This window comes from Nakamurella sp. A5-74 (genome assembly GCF_040438885.1).
Taxonomy (GTDB): domain Bacteria; phylum Actinomycetota; class Actinomycetes; order Mycobacteriales; family Nakamurellaceae; genus Nakamurella.
Genome location: NZ_CP159218.1, coordinates 2,816,002 through 2,830,053 on the forward strand (window position 1 = coordinate 2,816,002; position 14,052 = coordinate 2,830,053).

General features: G+C 69.9%; 9 protein-coding genes. 3 read left to right on the forward strand and 6 right to left on the reverse strand.

Going from position 1 to position 14,052, the window contains the following annotated elements:
* Positions 1–149: 149 nt before the first annotated feature.
* From ABLG96_RS12940 to ABLG96_RS12950, 3 genes are read right to left on the reverse strand one after another with little or no spacing between them, the layout of a single operon-like run.
* On the reverse strand, positions 150–3,302 hold the full coding sequence (locus ABLG96_RS12940; protein ID WP_353647793.1) for a bifunctional [glutamine synthetase] adenylyltransferase/[glutamine synthetase]-adenylyl-L-tyrosine phosphorylase: 3,153 nt from the start codon (positions 3,300–3,302) through the stop codon (positions 150–152).
* Positions 3,299–4,021, reverse strand: a complete 723-nt coding sequence (locus ABLG96_RS12945; RefSeq protein WP_353647794.1) for a type 1 glutamine amidotransferase — start codon at positions 4,019–4,021, stop codon at positions 3,299–3,301. The genes ABLG96_RS12940 and ABLG96_RS12945 overlap by 4 nt, the downstream gene beginning before the upstream one ends.
* On the reverse strand, positions 4,018–4,848 hold the full coding sequence (locus ABLG96_RS12950; RefSeq protein WP_353651490.1) for an exodeoxyribonuclease III: 831 nt from the start codon (positions 4,846–4,848) through the stop codon (positions 4,018–4,020). Before ABLG96_RS12950 ends, ABLG96_RS12945 begins: the two co-directional genes overlap by 4 nt.
* A 201-nt stretch (positions 4,849–5,049) precedes the next feature.
* Here ABLG96_RS12950 and ABLG96_RS12955 point away from each other — a divergent pair, with 201 nt between their 5' ends.
* The gene (locus ABLG96_RS12955) at positions 5,050–5,277 is read left to right on the forward strand and encodes a hypothetical protein (protein WP_353647795.1); all 228 of its coding nucleotides are present in this window, start codon (positions 5,050–5,052) and stop codon (positions 5,275–5,277) included.
* An 8-nt stretch (positions 5,278–5,285) separates the two neighbouring features.
* On the opposite strand, the gene ABLG96_RS12960 is transcribed toward ABLG96_RS12955, so the two are convergent.
* From ABLG96_RS12960 to ABLG96_RS12970, 3 genes are all read right to left on the reverse strand, one after another.
* Positions 5,286–8,870: an error-prone DNA polymerase gene (locus ABLG96_RS12960; protein WP_353647796.1), complete on the reverse strand. Its 3,585-nt coding sequence runs from the start codon at positions 8,868–8,870 to the stop codon at positions 5,286–5,288.
* A complete protein-coding gene (locus ABLG96_RS12965) occupies positions 8,870–10,609 on the reverse strand; it encodes a DNA polymerase Y family protein (RefSeq protein WP_353647797.1) in 1,740 nt (579 codons plus the stop codon). Before ABLG96_RS12965 ends, ABLG96_RS12960 begins: the two co-directional genes overlap by 1 nt.
* Positions 10,610–10,753: 144 nt before the next feature.
* Complete coding sequence (locus ABLG96_RS12970) at positions 10,754–11,404, reverse strand: TetR/AcrR family transcriptional regulator (RefSeq protein ID WP_353647798.1); 651 nt, start codon at positions 11,402–11,404, stop codon at positions 10,754–10,756.
* Between the two features lie 153 nt (positions 11,405–11,557).
* Here ABLG96_RS12970 and ABLG96_RS12975 point away from each other — a divergent pair, with 153 nt between their 5' ends.
* Together ABLG96_RS12975 and ABLG96_RS12980 are read left to right on the forward strand one after the other, a co-directional pair.
* Positions 11,558–12,352: an SDR family oxidoreductase gene (locus ABLG96_RS12975; RefSeq protein ID WP_353647799.1), complete on the forward strand. Its 795-nt coding sequence runs from the start codon at positions 11,558–11,560 to the stop codon at positions 12,350–12,352.
* Positions 12,353–12,504: 152 nt separating this feature from the next.
* Positions 12,505–14,034, forward strand: coding sequence for a long-chain fatty acid--CoA ligase (locus tag ABLG96_RS12980; protein WP_353647800.1), 1,530 nt, complete (start codon positions 12,505–12,507; stop codon positions 14,032–14,034).
* Positions 14,035–14,052 lie beyond the last annotated feature (18 nt).

The window sequence follows — 14,052 nt, forward strand, 5'->3', positions numbered from 1 at the left end:
TGGGTGGACTGTCAAGGGCGCAGAGCGGCGCCGGACGAGGTCGCCGATCGGTGGTGACCTGGAGGAGCGCAGCGAGGTGAAGGTCGGCCCGATCGGATGGGCCGGTCGGGGGTGCGTCCCTTGACCGGGGTCGCTCGACCGGTCAGGGGTCAGCGACCGGCACCGTCGAACACCGCGTCGACGACCTTGCGGGCGTGGCGGGCGGTGCGGCGGTACTCGTCGACGAACTCGCCGGGATCGACCGGGACAGCTCCAGGCAGTCGCACGGACCCCTCACTGTCGGAACCGTCCATCACCCGCGCGACTGCCCGCAGCGCCGGGCCCTGGCGCGGGATCTGGTCGTCGGGTTTGCCCTTGACCAGGATGATCGCGTTGCGGGTGCGGGTCGCGCTGATCCAACCGTCCCGCAGCAGCCGACCCGACCGCGCGCTGATCAGGCCGGCCTGCACCGCGATCTCGATCGCCGGCAGGGTCGACGGCGTCCGAAGGCCCGGCAGCTCGGCGGCATGCTGCAGCTGCAGCAGCTGCACGGTCCATTCGATGTCGGCCAGGCCACCGGATCCGAGTTTGGTGTTCGTGCTCGGATCCCCGCCCCTGGGTAGCCGTTCGGTGTCAACCCTTGCCTTGATCCGCCGGATCTCGATCACATCGACCATCGACAGCCCGCCCACGGGATACCGAACCTCGTCGGCGGCCTCGATGAACCGCCGACCCAACTCCACATCACCGGCCACCGGCCTGGCCCGCAACAGCGCCTGACGCTCCCACGGCGCGGCGAAGCGCTCCCAATAGCTCCGGTAGGAGTCCAGCGTGCGCACCAGTCGTCCGTTGCGACCCTCCGGCCGCAGGCCCGCATCGAGCTCCAGTGCTGGGTCGGTGCTGGGTCGGCCGAGCAGCCGAGCGGTGAGCTCGGCGACCGCGACGCAGCCGGACAGCTGCGCATCGACCTCGTCGGGTCCGGCACCCGCGGAGGGCTCAGCGACGTAGACGACGTCGGCGTCGGAGCCGTACCCGAGTTCGGCGCCGCCGAGCCGCCCCATGCCGATGACTGCCATCCGTGCCGGATTCACTCCGCGCTCGCTCTCGATCTGGCGCCAGGAGGCGACGAACGCAGCGGCCACCGTCGCCTGGGCGATCGAAGTGACCCCGGCCATCACCTGGTGCACGTCGAGCAGATGGGTCAGATCGCCGCAGGCCAGCCTCAGCAACTCGTGGCGACGGGCAGAACGAGCAGAGTCGGCCGCCTCCTGGGCGGTGTTCGCCCGCGCGCTGCGGGCCAGCAGCGCGCCGGCCACCACAGCGGGATCGGTCGCCACCAAGGCCTTGCCGTCGGCCAGCAGTCGCAACACCTCGGGCGCCTTGAGCAGCAGCTCGCCCACGTACTTGGACTCGCCGAGCAGCGCGGCCAGGCGGACGGCGACGGCACCCTCGTCGCGCAGAACCCTGAGGTACCAGTGGGTTTCGGCCAACGTCTCGGAGACCCGCCGGTATCCGAGGAGGCCGGCATCAGGGTCGGACGAGCGAGTGAAGGTGTCGAGCAGGACGGGCAGCAGAGTGCGTTGGATCGCGGCCCGTCGACTCATCCCGGACGTCAGGGCCTGCAGGTGGCGCACCGCGGTGTTCGCGGTGAATCCCAGTGCTGTCAAGCGGTCTGCGGCGGCCCGCGGCGACAGATGGAGCTCGTCGCCGACGGCACCCGAGACGTCGGAGGCGCCCGCCGCGGCGACCGCGTTCAGCAGCGGCCGGTAGAACAACTTCTCGTGCAGGCGGCGCACCGTTGCGGCGTGCGTCAGCCGCTCGGCGGCGAACACCTGGGACGCCGAGTCGGCGCCGATCGCGGCATAACCGTCGGTACGTGCCAGCCACTCCATGTCCTGCTCGTTGTCGGGCAGCAGGTGGGTGCGGCGCAGTCGCTGCAGCTGCAGACGGTGCTCCGCCCGGCGCAGGAACGTGTAGGCGGCGGCCATTTCGGCGCCGTCCGTCCGCCCGACGTAGCCGCCGCGGATCAGGTACCGCAGCGCGGAAAGGGTGCCGGTGACGCGCAACCGCTCGTCGTACCGGCCGTGCACCAGCTGCAGCAGCTGGACGGCGAACTCGACGTCCCGCAGGCCACCCCGGCCGAGCTTGAGCTCCCGAGCCGCCCTGGCCTCCGGGATGTTCTTCTCCACCTTGCGGCGCATCGCCTGGACGTCCTCGACGAAGGACGGCCGGCCGGAGGACGCCCAGACCAGCGGTCGGACCGCCTCCAGGAACTCCCGTCCGACCTCGGGGCAGCCGGCCGCCGGTCTGGCCTTGAGCAGCGCCTGGAACTCCCAGGTCGCGGCCCACCGTCGGTAGTAGCTCAGATGGCTGTCCGGGGTACGGACCAGCGCGCCGGCAGCTCCTTCCGGGCGGAGGTTGGCATCCACCTCCCACGCGATCTGCTGGCAGATGCGCATCAGCCCGGACGCGAGCTGGGTGGCGGTGGCGAGCATCGCCTGCTCGGTGGGTGCCGCCGTCCCCTCGGCCGGCGGCACATGGTCGGCGGCGAAGATGACGTCGACGTCGGAGAGGTAGTTGAGCTCCCTGGCACCGGTCTTGCCCATCGCGATGACCGACAGCCGGCAGGGTGCAGCGCCTGGTGACAGCTCGGCAGCGGCGACCGCGAGGGCCGCCTGCAGCGTCGCATCGGCCAGATCGGTGAGCGCACGTGACACCGAGGGCAGCGGCACCTGGGCGAGTGTCGCGTCGACGCTGGGGGCCAGGTCATGGGCCGCGATCAGGACCAAGCGGTCCCGGTAGGCGCGTCGCAGCGCGGTCACGGCTGCTGGTCCGGTGATCGCGGCACGCTCCCCCTCGGTGCCGGTGCAGCGAGGGGCGTCGGGTGCCAGACCGACTGCGGCGCCGAGCATCCGGCGGGTGTCGGCCTGACGCACCAGGGCCACGGTCAGCGGTTCGTCCTCCAGGTGCACCCACGAGTCGGGGTGCGCGACCAGATGATCGCCCAACACCGTCGAGCCGCCGAGCACTCCCAGCAGCCTGGCTCGAAAGCCTCGGTCGGAGAGCAGCGCGGCGCGCAGCGACTCAGGCCCGTCCTGCCCGCCGCCCGGAGCCGACTCATCCAGCGCAGCGATCAGCCGCGCGAGTGCATCGACCGCCAGCTCCGGTCGTCCCGCCCTGGACAGGACGCCCAGAGCGGGTTCGGCGCCGACCACCACCCCGCCGTCCGCATCGGCCAGACCTGCCGCGAGCAGACTCGACCGGACGCGCGCGGTGTCGGGCAGCCCATAGCGGATGGTCGCCCTGGCAAGGGGGCGACTCATGGCGTGACCAGCGGAAGCCTCGTCCCCGCTCCGGCCGCCCCACGGCGTAGACCGACGAAGCGGTGGGCGGCGTCGCGCCAGACGAAGCCCATGTTTTCCTCGGCCTCGTCGAGCTCGGGACCCAGCCGACCGGACAGACCTTCCGCCTCAGCCCACGCCCGGAGCGTCGCCGCGCCGGCTTCGATGTGGAACTGGAAACCCCAGGCCTTCGGGCCGATCCGGAATGCCTGGTTCAGATACCCGGTACCGGCCATCAACAACACCGCGCCCGGCGGCAGGGTGCTGATCACGTCGAAGTGGCAGTGCATCACATCCGGCGTCATCGGCGTGGCAAGCAGCAGTGGATCCTGTTCCGCCGCATCACGTTTCGCGGTGAGGTAGGCGCCGACCTCCGGTCCGTCCGCACCCGGTCCGACCACGCCGCCGGTCGCAGCCGCCAGCAACTGCGCGCCCAGACAGATCCCCCAGGTCGGGGTGCCGTCGGCGACCGCGGCAGCGAGCAGAGCGCGGGTCGCCGGCAGCCACGGAGCCACCTCGTCGTCATGGGCGCCCATCGATCCACCCAGTGAGATGAGCCCGTCGAATGCCGTGGTGTCGGCAGGGACCTGCTCGCCCAGATCTGCGCGGACGATCTGCAGCTCGGCGCCTGCCTCGACCAGCCACTCCCCCAGCCGTTCCGGACCGTCGTCCGGATCATGTTGCAGCACAACAATCTTCACGATCCCACCCCCGCGGCGCTCGATCCGGCACCGGAGCTCCCGTCGATGGTGGCGATCACCGGTGCATGGTCGGAAGCGCCGGTGCCCTTGCGTTCCTCGCGGTCGATGTGAGCGTCCGCCACCTCGTTCGCCACGGTCGGCGAGGCCAGCAGGAAGTCGAGCCGCATGCCGCGGTTCTTCGGGAACCGCAGTTGCGTGTAGTCCCAGTAGGTGTAGACACCCGGCGAGTCGGTGAAGGGGCGCACGACGTCCACCAGCCCGGTCTCCAACAGCGCGGCGAACGCCTCGCGCTCGGGCGGGGTGACGTGGGTGCGGCCCCGGAAGTACTCCATCGACCAGACGTCTCCGTCGCGTGGTGCGATGTTGAAGTCGCCGCCGATCAGCATCCTGGCCAGCGGGTCGTCCAACAGTCGAGCTGCCACGTGTTCGCGCAACGCGGCCAGCCAGGCCAACTTGTAGTGGTAGTGCGGGTGATCGATCTCCCGGCCGTTGGGGACGTAGATGCTGCTCACCTCGATACCGGCGCAGCGAGCCGTGATGGCTCTGGCCTCCTGGACCGGTGGCTCACCGAAGGACGGCATGCCGGGGAACCCGAACTGCACGTCCTGCATACCGACCCTGGAGATGATGCCGACGCCGTTCCACTGGTCCAGGCCGTGCTGGGCGATCTCGTAGCCGAGCGCCTCGATCGGGCCCACGGGGAACACACCGGAGCGGACCTTGGTCTCCTGCACCAGCAGCACGTCGACATTCCCGCGCTGCAGGAACTCCACCAGTCGCTGCATCCGGGCGCGGACCGAGTTGACGTTCCACGAGGCGATCCTGATCGGACCTGTCGGCGCGGAGCGTGTCGGTGCGGAGTCTGGCCGTGCGGCGTCTGGCCGTGCGGAGTCTGCTGGTGCGGAGTCTGCCGGTGCGGAGTCTGTCGGTGCGGGGGGGTCGCCAGTCGCTGAGCCGGCGAACAGCTGCCACGACGGATTCTCGGAACTCACCCACCCATCCTGACAGAGCGGGTTACCGTGACCGGTATGTATCCGGGCATCCAGGTCGACCCCCAGACCCACGCACTGCTGCAGCAGATCAAGGTGCGGCAGCGCATTGCGCTGGTGACAGGCCTCGTGCTGGCCGTCGGGGTGATCGTCGCGCTGGTGGTCTGGCCGGACGAGATCCGCGCTGGCGTGGTGACCGGTGCGAGTGCGGTCTGGCGCTTCCTGCAGTTGCTGCTCAGCGGACAGTTCTTCGGCGGAGCCGGCTGATCCTGCTCTCATCGGAAGTCCCGCGACGGCATCGAGACCAGCAGGTCGATCGCGGCGATCCGGTCCGCCAGCACCGACAGCGCTCCCCCCGACGGCGCTCCTCCACCGGCGGGGCGCACCCCACCTGAGCGTTCGACCACGCCGCGGACCAGCAGCGACGGCGCCGTCCTGGCCACCCGCCGGTAGCGCACCCACAACGCCTGCGGACAGATGATGTTGAGCAGCCCGGTCTCGTCCTCCAGATTGATGAACACCACCCCGGAGGCGGTCGCGGGACGTTGCCGATGGGTGACCATCCCGGCGACCATCACCCTGGTTCCGTGTTCGACGGCGAAGACCCCGGCGGCGCTGTACGCCCCGAGCGCGTCGAGCCGGGCCCGGGAGAACTCGGTCGGGTAGGTGACGGGTGAGATCCCGGTGGCGGCGATGTCGGCCAACGTCAGCTCCAGGTCACTCATCCCCGGCAGGGTCGGCGCCTGCAAGCCGACCACCATTCCCGGGAGTGACCCGCGGTGCTCTCCCGCTGCGGCACCGGCGGCCCAGAGCGCATGTCGCCGTACCTCACCTGGGGACAGTGGCGCCTCCGGACGGGCAGCCGTTCGTCCGGAACCGGTCCCGGACCGCTGCCGGGCCACCACGGAATCCAGCGCGCCTGCGGTGGCCAACGATTCGGCCTGTTCCGCCGTGAGGGTGACCCGGCGGGTCAGGTCGGCGATCCCGCTGAAGCCCTCCGGTGGCCTGGCGGCGACGATCCGCTGCGCCAACTCGACACCGATCCCCCGCACCTCGTCCAGACCCAACCGGACCGCGAACTCGCCGGAGGACGGCAGGTTACGCCCACGGGAGTCGGCGAGCGGGACATTGGGCGTCCGTGGGATCGCTGGGATCCCGACCCGTGGCGGGTCCTGCACGGGTTCGAGATCGGCCGTGGCGCAGGAGGCGTTCACGTCCGGGCGGCGGATCTGCACGCCGTGCCTGCGGGCGTCGGCGACCAGGCTCTGGGGTGAGTAGAAGCCCATCGGCTGGGCCCGCAGCAGGGCGGCGCAGAACGCCGCCGGGTGGTGCAACTTCAGCCAGGACGAGTAGAAGACCAGGGCGGCGAAGCTGAGCGCATGGGATTCGGCGAAACCGAAGTTGGCGAAGGCGAGCAACCGCTCGTACACCCGGTCGGCGATCGCACCGGTGATGCCGTGTTCCTTCGCCATCCCCTGGTACAGCAGCACTTTGAGCTTCTCCATCTTCGCCGCCGAGCGCTTGGAACCCATCGCCCTGCGCAGCTGGTCCGCCTGCCCTGCATCGAAGCCGGCCACGTCGATCGCCAGCTGCATCAGTTGCTCCTGGAACAGCGGGATGCCCAGCGTCTTCTCCAGCGAGTTGCGCATCGCCGGATGGTCGTATGTCACCTCCTCCTCGTCGTTGCGCCGACGGATGTAGGGGTGCACCGAACCACCCTGGATCGGCCCGGGACGCACCAGCGCCACCTCGACCACCAGGTCGTAGAAGCGCCGCGGTTTCAGCCGGGGCAGGGTGGCCATCTGCGCCCGCGACTCGACCTGGAACACGCCGATCGAATCGGCCCGCTGCAACATCTCGTAGACCGCCGGCTCCTCCAGATCCAGGTGTGCGAAGTCGATCTCGATCTTCTCCCGGCTCCCGATCAGCTCGTCCGCGTAGTGCAGCGCCGAGAGCATGCCGAGCCCGAGCAGGTCGAACTTCACCAGACCGATCGCGGCGCAGTCGTCCTTGTCCCACTGCAGCACCGACCGGTTCTCCATCCGCGCCCACTCCACCGGGCAGACCTCGGCGATCGGCCGATCGCAGATCACCATGCCGCCGGAATGGATCGACAGGTGCCGCGGGAAGTCCTGCAGCTGGGCGGCCAGATCCAGTACCGGCGGCGGGATCGGATGCTCCCCCGGGTCCGACAGTTGTTGTTCCGCCAGGGGTGTCCAGCCGTCGAGCTGCTTGGACCAGGCGTCCTGCTGACCTGGTGAGTGGCCCATCGCCTTGGCCATGTCGCGGACGGCCATCCGCGGCCGGAAGGTGTTGACGTTGGCCACCTGCGCTGCATGATCGCGGCCGTACTTGGAATAGACGTACTGGATCACCTCCTCCCGGCGATCGGATTCGATGTCGAGGTCGATGTCGGGTGGGCCGTCCCGTTCCGGTGCCAGGAACCTCTCGAACAGCAGCGCATAGCGGACGGCATCGACGTGGGTGATCGCCAGGGCGTAGCAGACCGCAGAGTTGGCGGCACTTCCCCTGCCCTGGCACATGATTCCGTGGCGCCGACAGAACTTCACGATGTCGTCGATGATCAGGAAGTAGCCGGGAAAATCGAGCTGCGCGATGACCGCCAGCTCGTGCTCGATCTGCCGGTAGGCATCGGGGCTCTCCGCCGGGGTGCCGTACCGGTCGGCGGCGCCGGCCATCGTCAGGCTCCGCAGATGACTGTTCTCGTCGTCGCCCGGGGGGACGTCGAACAGCGGCAGGTTCGGTGCGACCAGGGTGAGGTCGAAGGCGTGCTGTTCGCCGATCTCGAACGCCGTCCGGACGGCGGCCGGGTACCGCGCGAACAGGGCAGCCATCTCGGCCCCCGACCGCAGATGCGCACCAGGACCCGACGGCAGGTGGGAATCGGCCTCGTCCAGGCTGCGCCGGGCCCGGACGGCTGCCATTGCCGTCCCCAGCCGGCCGGCGCCGGGGGCCGTGTAGTGCGCCCCGGTGGTGGCCACGACCGGCAGTCCGTACCGCGCGGCCAGCACTGCCAGCTGGTCGTTGTCCTCGTCGTCGGTGGCGGCGAGCGTGGTGGTCAACTCGACCAGCACCCGGTCCCGCCCGAACAGCTCCAGCAGGCTGCGCAGCGCCGCCTCTGCCGCCTCGGGACCACCGGCGGCCAGCGCGCGCCGCACCCGACCCTTGCGGCAACCGGTGAGCACCGTCCAATGGCCGGACGCCTCGGCCAGGGCCGGCAGGTCGTAGAGCGGACGCCCCTTCTCACCGCCGGCCAGATGCGCCCTGCTGATCTGCCGGGACAACCGGCGGTAGCCCTCCTGGCCGCGGGCCAGCACCAGCAGGTGCTCCCCCACCGGGTCCGGGACGCCCAGCTGGGGTACCGGCAGATCGAGTGAGAGCTCGGATCCGTAGAGCGTCTGCAGGTCGGTGCCGGCGGCGGCCTCGGCGAAGCGGACCACACCGTAGAAGCCGTCGTGGTCGGTGAGTGCCAGCCCGTTCAGCCCCAGCCGCAACGCCTCCGACACCAACTGCTCCGGGGTGGACGCCCCGTCCAGGAAGCTGAACGCCGAATGGGCGTGCAGTTCCATGTACGGCACCCGGGTCTGCAGCAGGTCCTCATCGATGCGCACCGGTGTCCGATCGACGAAGTCCTGCCGGTGGAACGACTGCGGGCCGAGCAGGTCCGGATGCGGACGCACCTCCTGCGGCTGACCTTCCGGCGGATGGTCCTGCGCCGGCAGCCACTCCGAGGGACGGAACGAGGTGGTGCGGATCGCTCCGACGCCGGGCCGCGGCGGCTTGCCGGAGAGCGCGCGTTCCAGGTCGGCCCAGGGCACGATCGGGTTGGAGAAGCCCATCAGTCGTACACCCCCTCGAGCACCCAGCGGGCTGCGCCCCGGGTGGGGCCGTCGGCGGGGAGGAAACCGAGCAACAGCGCCGAACCGTCGGCGCACAGCACCTGGATCCGGGCCGCGCAACCGGCCGGTGCGGCCACCAGTTGGTGCACCGGAACCGCTGCCTCCCACCACCTCTCGTCGAACAACCAGGGTCCGGCCCAGGCCACGATCTCCCGCTCGCCGACCGCAGCGGGCTCGGCGGTCAACCGACCCCGACCGGTGAGCACCACAGGTGCGTCCCCGGCATCGGTGAGGGTCACCGGCAGTCTCGCTCCGGGCCGGCCGGCACCGGACGGGACGACATCCAGCACCACCGGTGACGGTGCCGGCAGTGCGCCCGGCCACGGGGCATCGGGGTCGCGGGCCGGGACCCGTTCGTCACCCCAGCTGACCATCGTGACCCGGTCCCTGGCCGTCCGGCCGCCCGAGAGCACCGGGGTGAGCACCGACTGCGGCCCCAACAGTCCCTGGATGCGGGCGAAGGCCCAGCCGGCGCGATGGTCATCGTCGCCGTCGGAACCCCAGAGGCCGTACTGGATCCGGCCGGCGTCGATCGCCTCGACGGGTTCCAGGACGAGGGCGGTGATACCGCTGACGCCGTCCCCGTCCCACGGCGTCGCGTCATCAGCGGGAACGACTGCTGCGCCGGGCTTCGGGGGTCGTGCTGCCTGCACGGCGCGGGCGGTCAGCCAGCCGTCGAGCTGCCAGCGGAGCCGATCCGCGGTGGCTGCTGCGGTGAGCGGTCGGGCGGCCCGCCAGGTGCGGTGGGCAGGCGGTCCGTGGGTGAAGTGCGCGGTGATGGTGAGCCGGCTGCAGGCCAGGCCCGCAGCGGCGAGCCCGGCGTGGAACCGCTCGGCCAGCGCCCTGGCCAGGAAGGCCGCGGTGTCGACCCGGTGCAGCGGCGGGTCGCACTCCTGCTCCAGGGTGAGGTCGGTGGGCAGCAACCGACGGGAGACACCGCGATCGCCCTGTCCGGAGGCCAGCCGATGAGCGGCCACCCCGTCCCGTCCGAAGCGGGTCGCGACCCGTTCCGCCGGGAGCGCCGCCAGGTCGCCGGCCGTCCGGATCCCCAACCGCTGCAACAGGTTCACCAGATCGCTACGGCCAGCCGGAGCCAGCACCTCCTCCCGGGCGAGCTCCACGATCGGCAGCGCTGCACAGAACGCGCGATCACCACCGACGGGCACGATCCGCTGTTGCCGGGCGGCCAGCACTGCCACCTCGAGTTCGTCGGCGACGCCGATCCGCGCCTCGACGTCGAGCGCCTCCACCACGTCGACGATCCGTTCGGCGGCGCGCTGCTCGTCGCCGAAGTAGCGTCGCGGACCGCGGGCCGCAACCGCGACCAGACCCGGACGCAGGATCTCGATCCCCGGTACGAGCTGCTCGACGGCGGTGGCGATCGGTTCGAACATCCGACCGGCCACGCCGGGCAGATCACCGCCCAGATCACCGGTGAGGGCGAACACGACTAGCCCGGGGCAGCGCGACTGTGCCTCTCGCCGCCGCATCCCGATCCGCACCCCTTCGTGGCGGGCGGCCGCGGTGCAGACCATCACCCGGTTGGCCCGGAAGACCGCCACCGGCTCGCTCGAGGGGACCCCCGCCTGCCGGGCCGCCGCCACCGCCGGCCAGTCGGGACACCACAGCACCAGGGTGCGTCGATCCGCTCCCTGCCGCGCTTGCTCCGCTGGTGTCATGCATCGAGGCTATCGAACAGGTGTTCGAACAAACAATCGCCTGATCAGGGGATCTCGGTCCACTCCGGTGTTCGATCCAGCATGTTCGATCCAGCACGTTCGACCCAGCGTGTTCGATCCGACGCCGCGAGCTGCCGCGACAGGTCAGCGACGCCGCTGGGCAGCCACAACCGGGGTGGCGCAGCTCGTCAACAGGGGAAGCATGCGCCGCACCTGCTCGACCAGTCGGTCCAGGTGCAGCCCGTCGGGTTCCCGTTGATGGCCCAGCAGAGCCTGCAGGAAGATCCCGTCGAGCATGCCGTAGGCCTCGTCCCGGTCGATGACCAGTGACACGTCGGCCAGTTGTGCGTAGCGCACGAGCACCCGCCAGATCATGTCGGCCAGGGAGCCGTCGATCTGGGTCACCGCGTCCTTGAGCGCCGGCTCGAACATGCTCTGCGAACGCAGGTCGTACCAGAGCCGATGTATCGGCGCCTCGTCGACGATCGTCTCGCGGAGCTTGTCGGTGAACCCCTGCACCAGCTCGTCAGGGGTGTTCGAATCGGCGACGACCTCGTCGTACCGGGTCACACAGCTGGCCTTGTAGTACTGCACGCAGTAGACGATCAGATCCAGCTTGTCGGCGAAGTAGTAGTGCACGACCCCATGGGTGAACTCCGAGTGGCTCGCCATCTCCCGCAACGAGAACTTGGCATACCCGAGCTCGCCCAGGGTGCGCAGCGCAGACTCCGCCAGTGCGCGACGACGTACGTCGTGCTTGTCGACCGGGTTGGGGCGGACACGCGCGAGAGCCATCAGCCACCTCCTCCGGATCGTTCCTGCCGGGGCAGCCTATCGGACACCCACCGCGCAACCGACCTTTTCTTGACAACCGTCCGGAGAAATCTTGACACTCGGCCAGAGCGGGTCCAGAGTGACCTGCACCACGCCGAAGCAAAGGAGCTCAGCATGTTGACCACGGATCTGTCCGGTCGTATCGCCCTCGTCACCGGAGCTGCCCAAGGGCTGGGAGAAGCCATGGCACATGCCCTGGCCGACGCCGGCGCCACCGTCGCGGTGGCCGATCTGCAGGACGAGCGTGGTGCCCAGGTCGCGAGCGCGCTCGGCGCCGACCACGGCTTCTTCCACCTCGACGTCACCGACGACTCCTCCTGGGAGACAGCGGTTTCAGCAGTGACGGAACGTTTCGGTGGCCTGGACGTGGTGGTGAACAACGCGGGCCTGGAGATCACCGACCTGATCGTCGATCTCGATGCGGCGAAGGCGCTGAAGATGGTCGAGGTCAACGTCATCGGTACGGCGCTCGGCGTCAAGCACGCCTTCCGCGCCATGCGGCCCGGCGGCGCAGCAGGCAAGGGAGGCGCCGTGGTCAACATCGCCTCGGTCGCCGCGAACATCGCGTTCCCGTCCATCGCGCTGTACTCGGCCAGCAAGTCCGCCATCGACCGGTTGACGCGGGTGGCCGCCATGGAGAGCGGCAAGCTCGGGTACGGCGTTCGGGTCAACTGCGTCTACCCCGGTCTTGTCGGCAACGAGATGGGCATCGGCCTGGCCAACGACGTCACCGGTCTCGGCCTGTTCCCGTCGGTGGAGGAGGCCGTCGGTGCGGTGATCGGTCTGACCCCGTCCGGCCGACTCGCTGAGCAGGAGGACATCGCCGACGCCGTCGTCTTCCTGGCCTCCGACCGGGCCAAGTTCATCAACGGCGCCGGCCTCCCGGTCGACGGCGGCATGGGCATGTGATCGGGCGGCCCGATCCGGACCGTTGCTGACGACCCGTGTTGCTGACGACCCGTGTTGCTGACGACCCGTGTTGCTGACGACCCGTGTTGCTGACGACCGTGTTGCCGAAGGACCGTGTTGCCGAAGGACCGAAACCTGCTGCGGAGACGACGATGTCGCTGACGTTCTACCTCGACAAGGGCGCGTCCCTGGATGCCGAAGCGCCGTGTCTGACGCTGGACGAGGCGTCGCTGACCTACCGCGAGGTCGTCGACCTCTCGTATGCGGTGGCCAGGGCGTTGCGACGGTCCGGGGTCGCACCGGGTGAGAAGGTGGGCATCCTGTCGGCGAACCATCCGAGGTCCTTCGCGTGCGTCTTCGGCATCTCCCGGGCCGGCGCGGTGTGGTGCCCGATCAATCCGCGCAACGCCGCCGGTGAGAACGCCGACCTGCTGGACCTCTTCGACTGCACCACCGTCGTCTACCAGCCCGCGTTCGAAGCGCTGATGGCGCAGATCGCACCGCGCCTGCCGAAGGTCACGACCCTGGTCCGCCTCGGTGACGGCGACGAGCTCGCGGTGGGATTCGACGACTGGCTGGCCGGCGCGGCCAACGACCCTCCGGTGGAGGCCGCACCACCCGAGGACGTCGCCGCCCTGGTCGGCACCGGCGGCACCACGGGACGGCCCAAGGGGGTGATGCTCACCGGCCGCAACCTGGAGACGATGACCGCGATCGTGCTGATGCGCTACCCGTTCGAGGGTCGACCCCGCTACCTCGCGCTCGCTCCGCTCACCCATGCGGCGGGAGTGCTGTGCTTCCCGATCCTGGCGCTCGGCGGGGAAGTCGTGATCATGGATCATCCCGACGTCGGGCACTTCCTGGAGCTGATCGAGCAGCACCGCATCACCCACACGTTCCTGCCGCCGACCCTGATCTACATGGTGCTGGGCCATGAGAGCCTGGAGCGCGTCGATCTGTCGTCGCTGCAATGCTTCTGGTACGGCGCGGCGCCCATCTCGACCGATCGGCTGGCCGAAGCACTCGAGCGCATCGGGCCGATGGCGCAGCTGTTCGGGCAGTCCGAAGCCCCGATGATGATCTCCACCCTGTCGCCCGCGGAGCACCGCACCCCCGACGGCGCGGTCGCGACCGCGCGGCTGTCCTCCGCAGGTCGTCCCTCACCGCTCGTCACGGTCGCGGTCCTGGACGACCACGGCCACCCGGTGCCGTCCGGGCAGCGCGGCGAGATCTGTGTCCGCGGCTCACTGGTGATGGCCGGGTACTACCGCAATCCCGAAGCCACGGCGGAGGTCTCGGCGCACGGCTGGCACCACACCGGCGACATCGGCTACCTCGACGGCGACGGTTTCCTGTTCATCGTCGACCGGGCCAAGGACATGATCATCACCGGCGGATTCAACGTCTACTCCGCCGAGGTGGAGCAGGCCCTGATGGCCCACCCCGCCATCCGGGACTGCGCCGTCATCGGCCTACCGGACGAGAAGTGGGGTGAGCGGGTCAGTGCCGTGGTCCAGCTCGAACCCGGCGCCGAACTCGATGTGGCGCAACTGATCTCGTTCGTCAAGGGCCGCATCGGCAGTGTCAAGGCCCCCAAGGAGATCGTGGTCTGGGCCGATCTGCCCCGGTCGACCGTCGGGAAGATCCTCAAGGCCGACATCCGCAGCACTCTCACCCAGTGATCCGTTCCGACCGTTCCT